Annotated in this window: 16 protein-coding genes; 6 read left to right on the top strand and 10 right to left on the bottom strand. The window is 71.8% G+C overall.

All coding sequences use genetic code 11. The features are described from left to right. Positions 1-16 precede the first annotated feature (16 nt). Both IE273_RS07430 and IE273_RS07435 read left to right on the top strand, forming a co-directional pair. Positions 17-1,237 carry a L,D-transpeptidase gene (locus IE273_RS07430; protein ID WP_189814340.1) on the top strand — a complete coding sequence of 407 codons (1,221 nt, stop codon included), beginning with the start codon at positions 17-19 and terminating at the stop codon, positions 1,235-1,237. 157 nt (positions 1,238-1,394) lie between these two features. After that, a complete protein-coding gene (locus tag IE273_RS07435) occupies positions 1,395-2,141 on the top strand; it encodes a DUF6227 family protein (RefSeq protein ID WP_059264659.1) in 747 nt (248 codons plus the stop codon). A gap of 2 nt (positions 2,142-2,143) precedes the next feature. Here the strand turns inward: IE273_RS07435 and IE273_RS07440 are convergent, their stop codons facing one another. The 5 genes from IE273_RS07440 to IE273_RS07460 all read right to left on the bottom strand — a co-directional run bounded on the left by IE273_RS07440 (position 2,144) and on the right by IE273_RS07460 (position 8,558). Beyond that, entirely contained in the window at positions 2,144-2,395 is a 252-nt protein-coding gene (locus tag IE273_RS07440; RefSeq protein ID WP_189814341.1) for a hypothetical protein, read from the bottom strand. 141 nt (positions 2,396-2,536) lie between these two features. Beyond that, positions 2,537-4,681 (bottom strand): fructose-specific PTS transporter subunit EIIC, encoded by a 2,145-nt coding sequence (locus IE273_RS07445; RefSeq protein ID WP_189814342.1) that lies wholly within the window; start codon positions 4,679-4,681, stop codon positions 2,537-2,539. A gap of 391 nt (positions 4,682-5,072) precedes the next feature. Beyond that, the gene (gene pfkB / locus IE273_RS07450) at positions 5,073-6,020 is read right to left on the bottom strand and encodes a 1-phosphofructokinase (RefSeq protein WP_189814343.1); all 948 of its coding nucleotides are present in this window, start codon (positions 6,018-6,020) and stop codon (positions 5,073-5,075) included. After that, complete coding sequence (locus IE273_RS07455) at positions 6,017-6,778, bottom strand: DeoR/GlpR family DNA-binding transcription regulator (RefSeq protein ID WP_014673267.1); 762 nt, start codon at positions 6,776-6,778, stop codon at positions 6,017-6,019. Before IE273_RS07455 ends, pfkB begins: the two co-directional genes overlap by 4 nt. 250 nt (positions 6,779-7,028) lie before the next feature. Continuing rightward, positions 7,029-8,558: an MFS transporter gene (locus IE273_RS07460; protein ID WP_189814344.1), complete on the bottom strand. Its 1,530-nt coding sequence runs from the start codon at positions 8,556-8,558 to the stop codon at positions 7,029-7,031. A 61-nt stretch (positions 8,559-8,619) separates the two neighbouring features. Here IE273_RS07460 and IE273_RS07465 point away from each other — a divergent pair, with 61 nt between their 5' ends. Next, positions 8,620-9,639: a helix-turn-helix transcriptional regulator gene (locus IE273_RS07465; protein ID WP_189814345.1), complete on the top strand. Its 1,020-nt coding sequence runs from the start codon at positions 8,620-8,622 to the stop codon at positions 9,637-9,639. 73 nt (positions 9,640-9,712) lie between these two features. On the opposite strand, the gene IE273_RS07470 is transcribed toward IE273_RS07465, so the two are convergent. Both IE273_RS07470 and IE273_RS07475 read right to left on the bottom strand, forming a co-directional pair. Then, positions 9,713-10,321, bottom strand: coding sequence for a TetR/AcrR family transcriptional regulator (locus tag IE273_RS07470; protein ID WP_189814626.1), 609 nt, complete (start codon positions 10,319-10,321; stop codon positions 9,713-9,715). A 532-nt stretch (positions 10,322-10,853) separates the two neighbouring features. Further along, positions 10,854-11,852: a sigma-70 family RNA polymerase sigma factor gene (locus tag IE273_RS07475; RefSeq protein ID WP_014673271.1), complete on the bottom strand. Its 999-nt coding sequence runs from the start codon at positions 11,850-11,852 to the stop codon at positions 10,854-10,856. A gap of 218 nt (positions 11,853-12,070) precedes the next feature. Here IE273_RS07475 and IE273_RS07480 point away from each other — a divergent pair, with 218 nt between their 5' ends. Beyond that, positions 12,071-12,589: a GNAT family N-acetyltransferase gene (locus tag IE273_RS07480; protein ID WP_189814346.1), complete on the top strand. Its 519-nt coding sequence runs from the start codon at positions 12,071-12,073 to the stop codon at positions 12,587-12,589. A gap of 32 nt (positions 12,590-12,621) precedes the next feature. On the opposite strand, the gene IE273_RS07485 is transcribed toward IE273_RS07480, so the two are convergent. Next, a complete protein-coding gene (locus IE273_RS07485; RefSeq protein WP_189814347.1) occupies positions 12,622-13,413 on the bottom strand; it encodes a dioxygenase family protein in 792 nt (263 codons plus the stop codon). A gap of 104 nt (positions 13,414-13,517) precedes the next feature. On the opposite strand from IE273_RS07485, the gene IE273_RS07490 reads away from it, so the two are divergent. Continuing rightward, entirely contained in the window at positions 13,518-14,030 is a 513-nt protein-coding gene (locus IE273_RS07490) for a MarR family winged helix-turn-helix transcriptional regulator (RefSeq protein ID WP_189814348.1), read from the top strand. Positions 14,031-14,062: 32 nt separating this feature from the next. On the opposite strand, the gene IE273_RS07495 is transcribed toward IE273_RS07490, so the two are convergent. Both IE273_RS07495 and IE273_RS07500 read right to left on the bottom strand, forming a co-directional pair. After that, positions 14,063-15,601: an MFS transporter gene (locus IE273_RS07495; protein ID WP_189814349.1), complete on the bottom strand. Its 1,539-nt coding sequence runs from the start codon at positions 15,599-15,601 to the stop codon at positions 14,063-14,065. A 244-nt stretch (positions 15,602-15,845) separates the two neighbouring features. Continuing rightward, on the bottom strand, positions 15,846-16,493 hold the full coding sequence (locus IE273_RS07500; RefSeq protein WP_189814350.1) for a TetR/AcrR family transcriptional regulator: 648 nt from the start codon (positions 16,491-16,493) through the stop codon (positions 15,846-15,848). Positions 16,494-16,905: 412 nt separating this feature from the next. Here IE273_RS07500 and IE273_RS07505 point away from each other — a divergent pair, with 412 nt between their 5' ends. Beyond that, positions 16,906-18,216 (top strand): M6 family metalloprotease domain-containing protein, encoded by a 1,311-nt coding sequence (locus IE273_RS07505; protein ID WP_189814351.1) that lies wholly within the window; start codon positions 16,906-16,908, stop codon positions 18,214-18,216. The last annotated feature ends 77 nt before the right edge of the window (positions 18,217-18,293 follow it).

An 18,293-nucleotide genomic window follows, 5' to 3' on the forward strand; every position in this document is an offset into this window, starting at 1 on the left:
GAACTGGGAGCAGCCCGTGACAACGCCGGACATTGCAGCGCGGCGCGCACTGGGGGCCTGTGCCGCCCTGATGGTCGGCGCCCTCACCCTGACCGCCTGCGGCGGCAGCGCCAAGGCCGACAACGACGACGGCAAGGGGGGCAAGGGCTCCCCGAAGACGTCGACGGCGAAGATCGCGATCTCGGCCAAGGACGGTTCGACGGGGGCGTCCATCAACGCGACCGGGGTGAAGGTCAGCGACGGCAAGCTGACCGATGTGAAGATGACCGTGGCGGGGTCGGGGCAGACCGTGGCGGGGGCGATATCGGGGGACGGCCACAGCTGGAAGCCGAAGGAGCGGCTGGAGCGCGGGACCAAGTACCAGATATCCGCGACCGCGAAGGACGCCGAGGGGCGCACCGCGGCGGCCAACTCCATCTTCACCACCGTCACCTCGGCGAACAGCTTCATCGGCACCTACACGCCGGACAACGGCACGACGGTCGGGGTTGGCATGCCGGTGTCGTTCACCTTCGACAAGTCGATCACCGACAAGAAGGCCGTGCAGTCGCACATCACGGTCAACACCACCAGCGGCCAGCAGGTGGTCGGGCACTGGTTCGGCGACCGGCGGCTCGACTTCCGGCCGCAGGAGTACTGGAAGGCCGGCTCCAAGGTCACGATGGACATCGACCTGGACGGGGTCCAGGGCGCCCAGGGCGTCTACGGGGTGCAGAAGAAGACGGTCTCCTTCACGATCGGCCGGTCGCAGGTCTCCACGGTCGACGTCCACACGCAGACCATGACGGTCGTGCGGGACGGGCAGACCGTCAAGACGGTGCCGATCTCGGCAGGCAGCCCGCAGCACACCACGTACAACGGGCAGATGGTGATCTCCGAGAAGTTCGTGCAGACCCGTATGAACGGCTCGACGGTCGGCTTCGGCGGGGAGTACGACATACCGGACGTGCCGCACGCGATGCGGCTGACGTCGTCGGGGACGTTCATCCACGGCAACTACTGGTACAACAAGGGCAACCCGCCGTTCGGGCGGGAGGGCACCAGCCACGGCTGCGTCGGCCTCGCGGACGCGCAGGGGGCGCAGGGCGCCACGTCGGGCAAGTGGTTCTTCGACAACTCGCTCGTCGGCGACGTGGTGATCGTGAAGAACTCCCCCGACACGACGGTCGCCCCGGACAACGGCCTCAACGGCTGGAACATGTCGTGGAGCGCCTGGACCGCGGGAAGTGCCGCCTGAGCGGCGGGTTTTGACAAGACATCGGGCCGCGCGGGAACTTTTCGCGCGGCCCGCGCGTTTTCCCGGCGTACGTTTTCTCGGTTCCCGGACATGATGTCCTACCGAGGGGCTACGGTATGCACCCACAAGGTGACATGCAGCAACGCCGGGAGAAGCCTTGAGCGTTCCGTACGAGACCGCAGCGTACGAACCAGCCGAGTCGCCCGAGTCTCCTGAGGAGCATCTCGCGCGACTCCTCGGCCGTGCCCTGAACTCCTTCGAGCTGCCCGACGAGGTGATAAGGCGACTCGACTGCGCGCTGGCGCACGACAGTTCGCTGCACTCCGCGTACCACAGCGCGGGGCTGCACCGGGAGACGTACCGGCACACCTGGCTGCTCGCCGACGGCTCGGCGGTCACGCTGTGGGAGCTGGTGCACAACCCCACGCCGGGCAGCGCGCCGGAGCACGAGGTGTACGTCGACGAGGAGGAGGTGCAGACCGCCACGGCACGGCTCGGTCTGCCCCCGGAGACGCGGGACTTCGAGCTGCCCGCGCTGATGCGCCTGTGGGCGATTCCCGAGCCCCGGCACATGTACGCCTCCGACGACTCGGCGGACCACGCGCGCCGGCTGCTGCGCCGCGCGGAGAACCCGGACCGGCCCGACGCGCGGACGGCGGCACTGCTGGCGACGGCGACCGCGCACGAGATCACCCAGGCGTTCGGCCGGCCGGGGCGGGCCGGACGGGCCGGGCTGAGCTACGCGCTGTACGAGCACGCCTTCCTGCTGCCGGACGGCACCGAGATCTCCCTGTGGGAGGTCGAGCACACGGCGACGCCCGACGGACGGCACATGTGCGAGGTCTACCTGTCGGAGGACGCGGCCCGGGAGGCGATGGAGCGGCGCGCGGCGCGGCAGGGCTGAGGTCAGCCGTTGGCGAGGTGCCGTACCAGGCCCGCGAACGCGTCCTGTTCGGCGGGCGTCAGCTCGACGGACTCCCGGGAGGGTCCGACCCGCGTCTGGCTCGGCAGGGCCGGGAGCGGCGCGGTGCAGCGCCGGAGGGCGGTCCGGCGGCCGGCGCGGCGCAGCAGACGCATCAGAACGACGGCCCAGACGACGGCCGCCACGGCGAGGACGGCCACGCCGATCAGCTGGAGGGTCGGGGCGTGCTCAGGCATGCCTCCCAGTACACACCACGGTCCGGGACTTTGGTCCCGGACCGTGACGTATCTCGCAGGTGCCGTGAACAACTCACAGCGAACCAAAGGGACAAGAGGCAGGAGCAGCGGGGCGCGGCGCCGTCGGTGGCGGTGCGGCGGTCAGGCCGCTATCGGCTGCTTGGTCTCCTTCGGCGCGGTGGCCGCCGGCGCGGCGGGATCGGTGGCCGTGGCCCCGGGGACCGGCTTGCGCAGCCCCTTCAGAAGGACCACCAGGGCCGTGGTGACACAGACGCCGGCCGCGATGGCCACCAGGTACAGGAACGGGTTGCCGATCAGCGGGACCACGAAGATGCCGCCGTGCGGGGCGCGCAGGGTGGCGCCGAAGGCCATCGACAGGGCGCCGGTGAGCGCACCGCCCACCATCGAGGACGGGATGACCCGCAGCGGGTCGGCCGCCGCGAACGGGATCGCGCCCTCGGAGATGAAGGACGCGCCCAGCACCCAGGCGGCCTTGCCGTTCTCCCGCTCGGTCTGCGTGAACAGCCTGCCGCGCACGGTGGTGGCCAGGGCCATCGCCAGCGGCGGGACCATGCCGGCCGCCATCACCGCGGCCATGATCTTCATGGCCGAGTCGCTGGGGTCGGAGACGGCGATGCCGGCGGTGGCGAAGGTGTAGGCGACCTTGTTGACCGGGCCGCCGAGGTCGAAGCACATCATCAGGCCGAGCAGGGCGCCCAGCAGGACGGCGTTGGTGCCGGTGAGGCCGTTCAGCCAGTCGGTCAGGCCCTTCTGCGCGGAGGCGATGGGCTTGCCGATCACGACGAACATCAGGAACCCGACGATCGCCGAGGAGATCAGCGGGATCACCACCACCGGCATGATGCCGCGCAACGCCGCCGGGATGTTCACCCTCTGGATCGCCGTCACCACGCCACCGGCGATCAGACCGGCCGCCAGACCGCCCAGGAAGCCGGCGTTGATGGTGAGGGAGATCGCGCCGCCGACGAAGCCGGGGACCAGGCCGGGCCGGTCGGCCATGCCGTAGGCGATGTAGCCGGCCAGGACCGGGACCAGGAAGCCGAAGGCCACGCCGCCGATCTGGAACAGCAGGGCGCCCCAGCTGTCGGCCTGGGTCCACACGAAGTGGTCCATCACCGACGGCGCCTTGTTGATCTTGTAGCCGCCGATCGCGAAGCCCAGGGCGATGAGGAGACCGCCCGCGGCGACGAACGGGACCATGTAGCTGACGCCGGACATCAGCCACTTGCGGAGCTTGGTGCCGTAGCCCTCGGTGGAGTCGCCCGCGCGGTCGACCGGCGTACCGGCCGAAGCGTGCGCCGGGGCGCTCGCCTCGCCGCGCGCCGCCTTCCCACGGACCTCCGCGAGGAGTTCGGCGGGACGGTTGATGCCCGCCTTCACACCGACGTCCACGGTCGGCTTGCCCGCGAAGCGGTCCTTGTCGCGCACCGGGACGTCGTGCGCGAAGATCACGCCGTCCGCCGCCGCGATCACCGCCGGGTCCAGCCGGGCGAAGCCGGCCGAGCCCTGCGTCTCGACGACCACCTCGACGCCCGCCTCGCGGCCGGCGTTCTCCAGGGACTCGGCCGCCATGTAGGTGTGGGCGATACCAGTCGGGCAGGAGGTGACGGCGACGACCCGGAAGGGACGCTCGCCGGAGTCGGCGGGCTCCGCGACGGGCGGTGCGGTGTCCGCCGCGGGCGCGTCCTGCGGGCTTGCGCCCCCGGTGCTCGTGTCCGCGTCCGGCGTGTGCGCCGTCCTGCCCGCTGCGGCGCCGGTGGAGGCCGCCACCGGGGCCGCAGCGGTGTCTTCGGAGGCGTCCTCGGCGCTCTTCGCCGACGGTGCCTCGTCACCCCGGATCAGCGCCGCCGCCGTCTCCACATCGCCCACCGTCCGCAGCGCGGAGGTGAACTCGTCGTTCATCAGCTGGCGGGCGAGGGAGGAGAGGATCGTGAGGTGGGCGTCGTCGGCGCCGGCGGGTGCCGCGATCAGGAAGATCAGGTCGGCCGGGCCGTCCGCTGCGCCGAAGTCGATGCCGGCGGCGCTGCGGCCGAACGCGAGGGTCGGTTCGGTGACGTGGGCGCTCCGACAGTGCGGGATGCCGATACCGCCGTCCAGGCCGGTCGGCATCTGGGCCTCCCGGGCGGCCACGTCGGCGAGGAAGCCCTCCAGGTCGGTCACCCGGCCCTGGCTCACCATGCGCTCGGCGAGGGCACGGGCCGCCGCTTCCTTGGTGTCGGCGGACAGGTCGAGATCGACCAGGTCCGCGGTGATCATGTCGCTCATCGCGGGCTCCTCTGCGCGCGTATCGCCCGGGGGGAGGGGTGGGCGGAGGTGAGGACGGGGGTCTTGTGGGGGGCGGTGGGGCGGGCGGGGACCGACGGAACACCGCGACGGGGGAAGCGGGGCGGGGCCGCCGTATCGGGGGCGGGGGGCAGGTGGGGAGCGGTGGAGCGGTACGGGGCGGGCGGGAGACTCCTGCCGGAGGAAACAGACGCGCCCGTAACGGGCGGGGCCGTAATGGGCAGACCCGTAGCGGACGTACCGCGAGCGGTCGGCCCCTGCGCCGGAGCGCTCACGCCGCGAACCACCGGAGCGGCCGAGGCGCGCGCCCACGTTCCACGGGCGGCCGGAGCGAGTGTCACGCCGTCCGGAGCGGTCGTCCACGGCGTGGCGGTCATGACGCGGGCTCCCTGAGTTCGCGGTCCACGGGGATGTCGGTGGTCACGGTCACCGCCGCCGGGTCCAGGTCGGCCGGGGTCGGCATCACGCTGCCGGGGAGCTGGACGGCGGCGGCGCCGTGGGCGACGGCGGAGGCCAGGGCGTCGGGGCCGGTGCCGCCGGCGATGAGGAAGCCGGCCAGGGAGGCGTCACCGGCGCCGACGTTACTGCGGACCGCGGACACGCGCGCGCTGCCGAACCACGCACCGTCGTCCGACACCAGCAGCTGGCCGTCGGCGCCCAGGCTCGCCAGCACGGCGCGGGCACCCATTCCGCGCACCTCCTCCGCCGCCTTGAGCGCGTCGCCCACGGTCGTCAGGGGGCGCGCGACGGCTTCCGCCAGCTCCTCGGCGTTCGGCTTGACCACGTCGGGCCGCGCGCGCAGCGCCTCCAGGAGCGCACGCCCCGAGGTGTCCAGCGCGATCCGGGCGCCCCCGGCGTGCGCCCGCGTGACGACATCGGCGTACCAGGAGGGCGCGAGCCCCCGGGGCAGGCTGCCGCAGCAGGCGATCCAGTCGGCGTCGCGGGACTGGGACCGGACGGTGTCCAGGAGGAGTTCCTGCTCGGGCCCCGACAGCTCCGGACCCGGCGCGTTGATCTTCGTGAGGACGCCGTCGGCCTCCGCGAGCGCGATGTTGGAGCGGGTGGCTCCGACGACCGGGACCGGCGCGACCTCGATGCCCTGCGCGTGGAGCAGTTCGGCGACGAGCGCCCCCGGCGCACCACCCAGGGGCAGCACCGCGACCGTGCGCCGGCCTGCGGCGGCGACCGCGCGCGAGACGTTCACGCCCTTGCCACCGGGGTCCATGCGCTCGGTCTCGGCGCGGATGACCTCGCCGCGCTTGAGGGCCTGGACCTCGTAGGTGCGGTCGAGGGACGGGTTCGGGGTGACGGTGAGGATCATGCGCGCACTACTTCCGTGCCGCCGCGCTCGATGGCGGCGGTGTCTTCGGGGCTCAGCCCGCTGTCGGTGATCAGCAGGTCCACGTCGCTCAGGTCGCCGAAGCGGGCGAAGTGCTCCTGGCCGTGCTTGGAGGAGTCGGCCAGCAGCACCACGCGCCGAGCGGCGGCGACGGCGGCCCGCTTGACCGCGGCCTCGGCGAGGTCGGGGGTGGTCAGACCGTGCTCGGCGGAGAAGCCGTTGGCGGCGACGAACAGCACGTCGGCGCGGATCTCGCCGTACGCGCGGAGCGCCCACGCGTCCACGGCGGCGCGTGTACGGTGCCGTACGCGCCCTCCGATCAGATGGAGCTGGATGCCCGGGTGGTCGGCGAGGCGGGCGGCGATCGGCAGGGAGTGCGTGACGACGGTGAGCCGAGCCTCCAGCGGGATGGCGGCGGCGACGCGGGCCACCGTCGTACCGGCGTCGAGGATCATCGTGCCCTCGGCCGGCAGTTCGGACAGGGCGGCCTTGGCGATGCGGTCCTTCTCGTCGGCGGCGGTGGTCTCGCGCTCGGCGAGGTCCGGCTCGAAGTCGAGGCGGCCGGCCGGGATGGCACCGCCGTGCACCCGACGGAGCAGACCGGCCCGGTCGAGGGCCTTCAGATCGCGCCGGATCGTCTCCGCGGTGACCTGGAACTCCTCGGCCAGCGACAGCACGTCCACCCGGCCGCCGTCACGGGCGAGCCGGAGGATCTCCTGCTGCCGTTCCGGTGCGTACATGTCCGTTCGCCTCCGCCTCGATGTCCGACCGATGTCCGACCGCTTCCGGGTCATGCCCGAACGTGTGGTTTCAGCGGCAGGCTACGCCCGGATTTCCGGAAAGTAAACAGATTCGGGCCCGGCGTGGGCATGAACGGACTTCCGGGCGGCTCCGGGCGGTTCCGGGCGGGCGTCCGGCGAACCACCGGCGCGCCCCGGGCAGCGCGGAGGCCCGGTACCGAACCGGTACCGGGCCCCTCGTCCTGTCTGGTCAGTGCGCCAGCGCGGGTTCCTTCTCCCCGGCCGGCGCCTCCTCGGCCCCGCCCTCCACATGCTGGGCCGGTCGCTTCGGCAGGGCGGACATCAGCAGGAAGATCGCGGCCATGATCCCGGCGACCCACCACAGCGCGTACTGGAAGGCGTGCACGAAGGCCGGACCGACCTCGGCCCGGGTCAGCCGGTCCCCGATCTGCCCGAAGAAGACCACCGACACCAGCCCCAGCCCCAGCGCGTTGCCCATCTGCTGCACGGTGTTGATCAGCCCGGACGCGGAACCGGCGTGCTCGCGCGGCACCTCCGAGAGCACCGCGTCGGTCAGCGGGGCGACGATCAGCCCCATGCCGGCACCCATCACGACCAGCGGCAGGGCCATCTGCCAGGAGGCGATGGCGAGGCCGTAGTGGCGGGCCTCCCACAGGTACAGCAGCACGCCCGCGCCCATCACCAGCGCGCCCGCCTGGAGCACCTTCCGCCCGAACCGCGGGACCAGTTGCTGCACCGACAGCCCGGCCGCCGTGGACACGGCGATCGAGAACGGCACCCCGGTCAGCCCGGCCCGCAGCGGGCTCCAGCCCAGGCCGATCTGCATGTACAGCGTCCAGACCAGGAAGAAGATGCCGAGCGCGACCCCGAAGACGGTCTGTACGGCGATGCCCGCGGCGAAACTCTTCACTCGGAAGAGGGACAGTTCGATGAGCGGGGAACCGTCCCTGGCGGCCTTCCGTTTCTCGTACGACACCAGCGCCGCGAAGACGGCGAGCGCGCCGGCCATGCACAGGTAGCCCCACAGCGGCCAGCCCAGCTCCCGCCCGCGGGTGAGCGGATAGAGCAGCATCAGCAGGCCCAGCGTGACCAGGGCGACGCCGACGAGATCCAGCTTCAGCGCCTTGGGGGCCTTGGACTCGGAGATGAAACGGCGGCCCAGCAGCCAGGACAGGACGCCGACAGGGAGGTTGATGAGGAAGATGGGCCGCCATTCGAGGCCGAACAGGTTCCACTCCGTCAGCAGTGCGCCGAGCAGCGGGCCGGAGACCGCGCCGAGGCCGACGATCGCGCCGAACAGACCGAAGACCTTGCCGCGTTCATGGGCCGGGAAGGTGGCGTGCACGATCGACAGCACCTGCGGCACCATCAGCGCCGCCATGCCGCCCTGGAGGATGCGGGAGGCGACCAGCATCTCCGGGTTCACGGCGAAGCCGCACAGGGCCGAGGCGAGCGTGAAGCCGCCGACACCGATGAGGAACAGCCGCTTGCGGCCGTGGATGTCGCCGAGCCGCCCGCCGGTGATCAGGCCCGCTGCGAAGGCGAGGGCGTAGCCGGCGGTTATCCACTGGATCTGGCTGACCGAAGCGCCCGCGCCGCGCTGGATGGACGGGATGGCGATGTTGACGATCGTCACGTCCACCAGGTCCATGAAGGCCGCGGTCATGACGATGGCCAGGGCGAGCCAGCGGGAGCGGTCGGTGGTCGGTGCGCGCAGATCTCCGCGCCTCTGTGCGGTGGTGCTGTCGTTCGGGGTCATGGAGCGACCGTAAGCCCGCATTAGGCCAGAACGTGTCCTATTTTTCCGGCATGCTCGCTGCATGACGACCGACACTCCGGCCCGGCTGTTCCAGCTCCTCTCGCTCCTCCAGACGCCCCGTGAGTGGCCCGGCGGTGAGCTGGCCGAGCGGCTCGGGGTGTCGCGGCGGACCGTGCGGCGGGACGTCGACCGGCTGCGGGAGCTGGGTTATCCGGTGCGGGCGACGAAGGGCGCGGACGGCGGTTACCGGCTGGTGGCGGGCAAGGCGATGCCTCCGCTGGTGCTGGACGACGAGGAGGCGGTCGCCATCGCGGTGGGGCTGCGGGCCGGTGCCGGGCACGCCGTGGAGGGGGTGGACGAGGCCTCCGTACGGGCCCTGGCGAAGCTGGAGCAGGTGCTGCCCTCCCGGCTGCGCCACCGGGTGTCCACGCTCCAGTCCGCGACTACGCCGCTGACCAGCGGGGACGGGCCGAGCATCGCTCCGGAGACGCTGACCGTGATGGCGTCGACGGTGGCCGGACGGGAGCGGCTGCGGTTCGCCTACCGCGACAAGGACGGCAGCGCGTCCCGGCGGCTGACCGAGCCACACCGGCTGGTGTCGACGGGCCGGCGCTGGTACCTGGTCGCGTACGACCTCGACCGGGCGGACTGGCGCACCTTCCGGGTCGACCGGGTGAGCGAGCCGTTCGCGACCGGAGTCCGGTTCGCGCCCCGGGAGTTGCCGACGGGGAGCGCCGCCGAGTTCCTGCGGCAGTCGATCCAGCGGCGGCAGGAGACGTACGCGTTCGAGGTGCGGTTCGCCGCGCCGGCGGACCGGGTGTCCGGGCACCTGCCGCGGTGGCTCGGGGTGCCCGAGGACGACGGTTCGGGCGGCTGTGTCCTGCGGGGCACCACCGGCGACCCCCTGGAGTGGCTGGCGGTGCGGCTGGTGATGGCCGGCTACGAGTTCGCGGTGCGCGGCCCCGGGGCACTGGTGGAGTGCGTGCGGGAGTTGGGGGGCCGGTTGAGCCGAGCGGCGGGGGCCGACGCCAGCACCGACACCGACACCGACACCGACACCGACACCGACGGGAGGGTGTAGGACCGTCTCACCCTGGGCCGGGACACCTGCCGCCCCTTTCCCTGGGGCACTTCACCTCTGTCCGGAGGACATCTCACCGCCACCCGCCCCGGCTCTCGCTCTCGCCCCACTCGAAGGACCGCAGGGCGCGCAGGTTCTGAAGGGCCAGGGCTGCCGGGCCGTCCGGGCCGGTGGGTGGGGTCGTCGTGGCGGCCCAGGACTCCACGGCCACGCGCACGGCGGCACCGGCCACGGCCGCGGCGAGGCGGAGGTGCGGGGTGAGCGCGGCCGGGCTCCCCGCTGCCTCGGCCCGCCTCATCAGGATCTCCGCCAGCGCCCCCTCCGACGTCTGGCACACCTCCGCCCACACCTTGCGCAGGGCCGGGCTGGTGTCGGCGAGGCGGACCAGGGTGCGGAGCCACTCCCAGGACGCGACCGAGACGCCGAGGCCGGGGGTGAGGGTGTGCTGGACGGCGTGCTCCAGGGCCTCGGGGAGGGTCAGATGGGCCGGGGCCGTGCGGACCGCCTCGGTCCAGCGCTGGGCGCCGGCCGCGTAGAGGGGGGCCACCGCCTCTTCCTTGGTGGCGAAATAGCGGTAGAAGGTGCGCGGTGCGATACCCGCGGCCTGGGCGATGTCCTCGGCGCGGGTGGCCCGCAGGCCGTGCTGGACGAAGAGGGCTGCCGCCGCCCGGGCGATCTCCATCCGTGTCTCGGCCTTCCTGCGTTCGGTGAGGGACACCGGTGGAGAGGCGGAAAACGGCTGGTGGGCGGCGCTGGGGGTGGTGCTCATCCCGGCAGGCTATGCCCGTGTGGCAGAATCTGCCATCCGGCGGTTCACCCCGGGGTTCAGGTACGGGGTGGGCCGCCCTTCCAGCAGGTCAGGGCCGGACACGGCCCCACTGACCCTCGGACCCCGGCCCACTGACCCTTGGGCCTCCGGCCCCCGTGGCCCCCTCACGAGAAGAAGCCGGACTCCGGCGCCCGGGGGGGATGGGCGCCGAAGTCCGGCTCGGGAAGGTCCCGGCGCCGGGGGGGATTGCGACGGGACGTGGTTCACGTGGGCCGGCCGGGTGGGGTCGGCCGGGGCTGTGCGGCGGGGTGGGGAGTGCGGTTCCCGGGGCCCGCTCCTGGGCCCGGAAGGGTTGTTCCCCCGGGCCCAGCGGTTGAAGCGACGGGACCACGCCATGTTTGCGCCGTCTTTCGCCACCAGGTGTGCGCCCCGTGCACCCCCTGCGTCACGCCGCCGCGTCGAAACCGGTCTGGCGGGCCAGCTTCTTCAGCTCCAGCAGCGCGTGCTTCTCGATCTGCCGGATCCGCTCACGGGTGAGCCCGTGCTCCTTGCCGACCTCGGTCAGGGTGCGCTCGCGGCCGTCCTCGATGCCGTACCGCATCTTGATGATGGAGGCCGTGCGCTGGTCCAGGCGGCCGATCAGGTCGTCCAGTTCCTCGCTGCGCAGCAGGGTCATGACGGACTGCTCGGGAGAGACCGCCGAGGTGTCCTCCAGCAGGTCGCCGAACTGGGTCTCGCCCTCGTCGTCCACCGACATGTTCAGCGAGACCGGGTCGCGGGACCAGTCGAGGACGTCCGTGACGCGCTCCGGCGTCGAGCCCAGCTCCGCGGCGATCTCGGCCGGCTCCGGCTCGCGGCCGTGCTCGCGGTTGAACTCGCGCTGCACGCGGCGGATGCGGCCCAGCTCCTCCACCAGGTGGACGGGGAGCCGGATCGTGCGGGACTGGTCGGCGATCGAGCGGGTGATGGCCTGCCGGATCCACCAGGTGGCGTACGTCGAGAACTTGAAGCCCTTGCGGTAGTCGAACTTCTCGACGGCGCGCACCAGGCCGGCGTTGCCCTCCTGGATCAGGTCGAGCAGCGGCAGACCGCTGCGCGGGTAGCGCCGGGCGACCGCGACGACCAGGCGGAGGTTGGAGCGGATGAAGACGTCCTTGGCCCGCTCACCGGCGGCGACCAGGGCCTCCAGCTCCTCGCGGGTGGCGTCCGTCTTGGACTCCTCCTCGCCGTCGAGGACCTGCCGCGCGAACACACCCGCCTCGATGGTCTGGGACAGCTCGACCTCCTTGGCGGCGTCGAGCAGCGGCGTACGCGCGATCTCGTCGAGGTACATGCCGACCAGGTCGCGGTCTGCGATCTCGCCGCCATGAGCGCGAACACTGCTTGCCGAGTCGGCCGTCTCGCCGGTGGCGGACTTACGACGGGCGACGGCACGGGTTGCCATGCGTGCTCCCTTGCGATGGTGGGCTGGCGGGTGGTCCTGGCGAACGCTCGGCACTGACGGGGGAGTCTCTGGGACTCGCTCACTCGCTCTCGCTCCGAGACCCTCTCCGAGTGCCCTGCATCCGTGGGAAACAACGACTGGAATCCGGACAGAATTCCCAACCCGCCCCCCGACTTTTCTGATCATGCAGTACCCTGTCCGCCACGCTGGGAGGCGAGATGCGGTCGGAACCCACTGAGGCGCAGGTCAGACCAGGAATCGAGGCGGACCTCGACACCCTCACGGCGATCTACAACCACTATGTGCGTGAGACGGCCATCACATTCGATACCGCGGTCTTCACTCCGGAAGAGCGCCGCCCTTGGCTGCTCTCCCACCCGGAAGACGGCCCGCACCGGCTGATGGTTGCCACGGACGCGGAGTCACAGGAGATTCTGGGGTACGCCACATCCAGCCCTTACCGGCCGAAGCCGGCGTACGCGACGTCCGTGGAGACCTCGGTGTACGTCGCCCCCGACTCCGGCTGCCGCGGGATCGGCACGCTGCTCTACGGCGCCCTGTTCGACGCCCTGGCCGGGGAGGACGTACACCGCGCCTACGCGGGCATCGCCCAGCCGAACGAGGCCTCCACCCGGCTCCACGAGCGCTTCGGCTTCGCGCACGTCGGCACGTACCGCGAGGTGGGGCGCAAGTTCGGCCGCTACTGGGACGTGGCCTGGTACGAGAAGCCCCTGTAGCCCGGCTGGCCCGCCGCGGCCCGGCCCCCACCTCAGCCGAACTGCACCGACCGCTTCGCCATTCCCATCCAGAACCCGTCGATGACGGACTTCTGCGCGTCCAGCTCGCCGCCCGCCTCCGCCGCGCCCATGGTCACGAAGAGCGGGGCGAAGTGCTCGGTGCGCGGATGGGCGTAGCGGCCGGCCGGGGCCTTGTTCAGGAAGTCGAGCAGGGCGTCCCAGTCACGGGTCTCCAGGGCCCGCCGCCCCCAGTCGTCGAACTCGGACGACCAGCTCGGCACGCCCCGGCCGGCGTGCCGCAGGGCGGCCAGGTTGTGGGTGAAGAAGCCGGAGCCGACGATCAGCACTCCCTCGTCGCGCAGGGGAGCGAGCTTGCGGCCGATGTCCATCAGGCGCACCGGATCGAGGGTGGGCAGGGAGATCTGAAGGACGGGGATGTCGGCGTCCGGGAACATCTCGACGAGGGGGACGTACGCGCCGTGGTCGAGGCCGCGGTCGGGGATGTCCTGGACCGGGATGCCGGGGGCACGCAGCAGCTTGCGGACGGACTCGGCGAGCGCGGGGGCGCCGGGGGCGGCGTACCGCACCTGGTAGTAGTGCTCAGGGAAGCCCCAGAAGTCGTAGACGAGCGGGACGGTCTCGACCGCGCCGAGGGCGAGCGGGGCCTCCTCCCAGTGCGCGGACACCATGAGGATCGCCTTGGGCCGGGGCAGGTCGGCGGACCAGGCGGCGAGCTGGCCGGGCCAGACGGGGTCGTCGGCGAGCGGCGGGGCGCCGTGGCTGAGGTACAGCGCGGGCATGCGCTCCTGGGCGGTGGCGGACATCGCGGCGGCTCCCGTTGATCCAGATGTTTTAACTCTCAAGTTCTCACGGAAACTCTACGCGTGACTTGTTCAAGTTTCAAGGAGCTGCCTCGTACAGTGGGGCTATGAACACGGCACCGGACCCCGCCGCCGCGCGGCACCGCTGGCTCACCGACGAGGAACAGCGCATCTGGCGCGCCTACCTGCACGCCACCACCCTGCTGGAGGACCACCTCGACCGGCAGCTCCAGCGCGACGCGGGCATGCCGCACATCTACTACGGCCTCCTCGTCGGCCTCGCCGAGGCGCCGCGCCGCCGGCTCCGGATGACCGAGCTGGCCATGAAGGCCAAGATCACCCGTTCCCGGCTCTCGCACGCCATCGCCCGGCTGGAGAAGAACGGCTGGGTACACCGTGAGGACTGCCCTTCCGACAAGCGCGGCCAGTTCGCCGTCCTCACCGACGCGGGCCACGAGGTGCTGCGGCGCACCGCGCCCGGCCATGTCACCGCCGTGCGGCAGGCGCTGTTCGACCGGCTGAGCCCGGAACAGCAGAAGGCCCTCGGCGAGATCATGGAGATCGTCGCCGAGGGCCTCCAGCCCAACGAAGCGGGTGCGGACCTGCCCTGGCTCCGCTAGTCAGCGCAGGGCGGGTCGGTCCGTACGGCCGGTCAGTGGGCCACCACCGGGACCGGCACCTCGTCCTCGACGCCCGCGCCGGAGGCCACCGGGGTGGAACCGGGACGGCCGGCGTTGACGAAGGTGAAGGCGATCAGGGCGGCGGCGGCCAGGATGCCGACGGCGAACCAGATCGCGGAGCTGTAGCCGTGCACCTGGCCCTGGAGCATCACCAGCTGCTGCTGCGGCTTGGAGGCGGCACCGGCGATGTGGTCCTTGATGTACGAGGTGGTCGCCGAGGCCGCGATGGTGTTCAGCAGGGCGGTGCCGATCGCGCCGCCCACCTGCTGCGAGGTGTTGACCATCGCGGAGGCGACACCGGCGTCCCGGGGCTCGACGCCCTGGGTGGCCAGGGACATCGCCGGCATGAACGCCGTACCCATGCCGAGGCCGAGCAGCACCATCGCGGGCAGCAGCAGGGTGCCGTAGGAGGAGTCGATCTCCAGCTGGGTCAGCAGCAGCATGCCGATCGCGGCGACCAGGAAGCCGGGGCCCATCAGCAGGCGGGCCGGGACGCGGGTCATCAGCCGGGTGCCGATCTGGGTGGAGCCGGTGATCATGCCGGCCACCATCGGCAGGAAGGCGAAGCCGGTCTTGACCGGCGAGTAGCCCTTCACGACCTGGAGGTAGTAGGTCAGGAAGAGGAACAGGCCGAACATGCCGATGATCGCGAGACCGAGGGACAGGTAGATGCCGCCGCGGTTGCGGTCGGTCACCACGCGCAGCGGCAGCAGCGGGGTCTTGACCTTGGACTCCACGATCACGAACGCGACCAGCAGCACCACGGAGGCGACGAACATCGACACGGTCACCGCGTCGCCCCAGCCGGCGGACTCGGCGCGGGTGAAGCCGTAGACGAGCGCGACCAGGCCGAGGGTGGACAGCAGGACGCCCGGGATGTCGAGCGGGTTGCGGTTGCGCCCGCCCTCCGGCTCACGGATGACGAAGTAGGCGCCGGCCGCGGCGACCACGGCGAACGGGACGTTCACGTAGAAGGTCCAGCGCCAGTCCAGGTACTCGGTGAGGAAACCGCCGAGGATCAGGCCGACGGCACCGCCACCGCCCGCGATGGCGCCGTAGATGCCGAACGCCTTGGCGCGCTCCTTGGCGTCGGTGAACATCACCGCGAGCAGGGACAGCGCGGCCGGGGCGAGCAGCGCGCCGAAGACGCCCTGGAGGGCGCGGGCGCCGAACATCATCGCACCGGTGGTGGCGGCACCGCCGAGCGCGGAGGCGGCGGCGAAACCGGCGAGGCCGAGCACGAAGGCGCGCTTGCGGCCCCACAGGTCGGCGATCCGGCCGCCGAAGAGCAGCAGGCCACCGAAGGCGAGGGCGTAGGCCGTGACGACCCACTGCCGGTTGCCGTCGGATATGCCGAGGTCGGTCTGGGCGGAGGGAAGGGCGATGTTCACGATGGTGGCGTCGAGGACGACCATCAGCTGGGCGAGCGCGATGAACACGAGCGCCTTCCAGCGGTTGGCATCACCGCTCGGAGCGGCGGCGCCGGGAGCCTTGAGGGCTGCTTCGGACATGGAGATACCCACTTCGGGACTTCGTGACGGAGAAGTTCGGGACTTCGTGAAGGAGAGGGTCGGGACTTCGTGAAGGAGACGGTGACGGAAGGCGTGACGGAAAAATGACGAGAAAACGGAGTACGGCGGAAAGATGAAGACGCCGTGCTACAGAGGGGGGACCGGCCGTTCTACGGAAGGTGGACCGGCCGTGCCGCGGAAGGTGGACCGGGTACGGGAGCTGAACTGATCGGTCGGTCGTCGGTCAGCAGTCGCGCAGCTCCCTGATGCTGACGGCCCGGCCCGGCAGGGCGGAGCGGGCGGGTGCCCGCAGACCGTCGAGGAACAGTTGCAGATGGCGGTGGACGAAGCGGTCGCCGCGCATGCAGTCCGTGCCGGCCGGGGGCCGGCTCAGCTGGGCCACGACGATCATCAGATCGCCGACCCCGACGTCCGGCCGGAGCTGCCCGGCCACCTTGGCCCGGCCCATGACCTCCTCCACCAGTTGCTCCACGCGCTCGCGGGAGGCCTCCAGGTCGGGGTGATGCTGGTCGAAGGTGCTGGACACCATGGGACACAGCGCACTGATCCGCTCGTCGGCGGCGGTGTGCACGAACCGCTCCAGGGCGGCGAAGGCGTCCCCGGTCTCCGCGAGGGCCAGCTCGGCCGCCTCGGCCGTACGGTCCATGACGGAGCAGACGACCTCACGGACGAGGGCGTCACGGTCGGGGAAGTTGCGGTACACCGTGGCATTGCCGACGCCGGCCCGGCGGGCGATCTCGTCCAGCGGCACGTCCGGACCGTGCTCGACGAACATCTCCCGGGCGGCGGTGACGATCCGCTCCCGGTTGCGCAGGGCATCGGCGCGCGGCCGGGGTGCCTTGCGCACGGAGGGGGCGGTCGTGGCGGTCACGGTGAACTCCTCGGGTCGGTCGGGGTGCCGCACGGTGGTGTGCCGTGGTGCACGGTGGCGCATCCGGTGACTCGGCGATTCGGCGACGGCGACCGGGCGACTCGTCGATGCGCCGATTCGGCGACGAGCACTCGACGGTGAGCGTTCGCGCGCCGGGCGGGATCCGGGGAACCGGTCCCCGTTTCGGTCGGACACAGGGCTAAACGGGGAAAGCATCCCCGGTTATTTCCCGCCAACCGAAAGAAGAGATGTGACCTGAGACACAATCACCGCCCCCTGGGATTCACCCCGCTGCGGCCCCGCTTTCCCACGATCGGTCTCCTCCAGCGCGCGCCCACCGCCCTGCCGACACAGGGTGAGCGCAAGGGTGCAGCCGGAGACCGGTGGCTGCCGTGGCGCGAAAGGTCCCTGCATGCAGCCGCAGCCGCAGCCCCGCCCCCGCCGCCGCATACGCCCGCGCCGGGTTGCCGCCCTGTCGATGGTGACCGCACTGACCCTCGCGGTCAGCACCTCGGCCGGGACCGGGAACCTCACGGCGCCCACCTTCGCCGCCGGGCCCGACAACCTGGCCCGCAACTCCGCGCTCGTACCCTGCATGATCCGCGGCGGTCTGGACGTGCAGATGACCGAGGGCCTGCCCACCCCGTCCGGCTACACCCGCGCCACCGGCACCGTCCGCGCCCTGACCCTGATGGTGGACTTCCCCGACGCGCCCGGACCGGGCAGCGCGATGGACCGCTTCCACGAGTTCTTCCCGCAGACCCAGGAGTGGTTCCGCACCGCGTCGTACGGCCGTCTCGACTACCGCCCCGAGACCCCCGTCACCACCTGGCTGCGCATGCCGAAGACCTTCCAGGCGTACGGCATAGAGCGCGGCGCGCCCTTCGACCCCGGCTACCGGAACCTGGTCCAGGACATCGTGGCCGCCGCCGACCCGACGGTGGACTTCCGCGACTACGACCTGCTGAACGTGCTCATCACCCCGAACGCCGGCCCCTCCGCCCTGGACACCGTGCTGTCCGTGACCTTCGCCGGGAACGACGACGCCCCGGTCGCCGACGGCGTCCGCATCTCCAACGCCTCCTTCGTCTACTCCCGCCAGGACGACGGCTCCGGCTCCTACTCCCGCACCGGCTACCGGGTACTGCCGCACGAGAACGGCCACACCTTCGGCCTGCCCGACCTGTACACCCAGGCGGGCGGGGGCGCGGTCGGGCACTGGGACATCATGAGCGAGGACTGGGGCGCCAACAACGACCTGCTCGGCTGGCACAAGTGGAAGCTGGGCTGGCTGGACGGCGGCCAGGTCGGCTGCGCGGCGGCGCGGGGCAGCACCGAGTACACCCTGTCCCCGCTGTACAGGCCGGGCGGCGGAAAGCTCGTCCTGGTGCCGGTCACCGCGGGCAGCACCTACGCGCTGGAGGTCCGGGCGCAGGGCGGCAACGACGAGGCGGTGTGCCGCCCGGGACTGCTCGTCTACAAGGTCGACGGCAGCGTCGACACCGGCCGCGGCCCGGTCACCGTCTACGACAGCCACCGCCAGAGCGGCGGCTGCACCCGCAGCCCCAACGTGCACGCCGAACTCTCCGACGCGCCCTTCGCCCCCGGCGAGACCTTCAAGGACCCCCGCCACGGCATCACCGTCCAGGTCCTGAAAACGGACGAGGAGGGCAACTACCGGGTGCGGATCACGAGGGGGGCGGGGGCGGGGATGGGGGCGTGAGGTTTGGGGGGCCGGAGGTCGGGGCGGTGTGGACCCACCGCCCCGGGGCCATCCGCCGGGACTCACCGGGTTCGGGG

The sequence above is a fragment of the Streptomyces olivaceoviridis genome (assembly GCF_014650115.1).
GTDB lineage: Bacteria > Actinomycetota > Actinomycetes > Streptomycetales > Streptomycetaceae > Streptomyces > Streptomyces olivaceoviridis.

Bases quoted from the DNA above. Each gene is read 5' to 3' on its own strand.
- IE273_RS07440 (WP_189814341.1), bottom strand. From the start codon at position 2,395: ATGCCTGAGCACGCCCCGACCCTCCAGCTGATCGGCGTGGCCGTCCTC.
- IE273_RS07445 (WP_189814342.1), bottom strand. From the start codon at position 4,681: ATGAGCGACATGATCACCGCGGACCTGGTCGATCTCGACCTGTCCGCC.
- pfkB (WP_189814343.1), bottom strand. From the start codon at position 6,020: ATGATCCTCACCGTCACCCCGAACCCGTCCCTCGACCGCACCTACGAG.
- IE273_RS07455 (WP_014673267.1), bottom strand. From the start codon at position 6,778: ATGTACGCACCGGAACGGCAGCAGGAGATCCTCCGGCTCGCCCGTGAC.
- IE273_RS07460 (WP_189814344.1), bottom strand. From the start codon at position 8,558: ATGACCCCGAACGACAGCACCACCGCACAGAGGCGCGGAGATCTGCGC.
- IE273_RS07465 (WP_189814345.1), top strand. From the start codon at position 8,620: ATGACGACCGACACTCCGGCCCGGCTGTTCCAGCTCCTCTCGCTCCTC.
- IE273_RS07470 (WP_189814626.1), bottom strand. From the start codon at position 10,321: ATGGAGATCGCCCGGGCGGCGGCAGCCCTCTTCGTCCAGCACGGCCTG.
- IE273_RS07475 (WP_014673271.1), bottom strand. From the start codon at position 11,852: ATGGCAACCCGTGCCGTCGCCCGTCGTAAGTCCGCCACCGGCGAGACG.
- IE273_RS07480 (WP_189814346.1), top strand. From the start codon at position 12,071: ATGCGGTCGGAACCCACTGAGGCGCAGGTCAGACCAGGAATCGAGGCG.
- IE273_RS07485 (WP_189814347.1), bottom strand. From the start codon at position 13,413: ATGTCCGCCACCGCCCAGGAGCGCATGCCCGCGCTGTACCTCAGCCAC.
- IE273_RS07490 (WP_189814348.1), top strand. From the start codon at position 13,518: ATGAACACGGCACCGGACCCCGCCGCCGCGCGGCACCGCTGGCTCACC.
- IE273_RS07495 (WP_189814349.1), bottom strand. From the start codon at position 15,601: ATGTCCGAAGCAGCCCTCAAGGCTCCCGGCGCCGCCGCTCCGAGCGGT.
- IE273_RS07505 (WP_189814351.1), top strand. From the start codon at position 16,906: ATGCAGCCGCAGCCGCAGCCCCGCCCCCGCCGCCGCATACGCCCGCGC.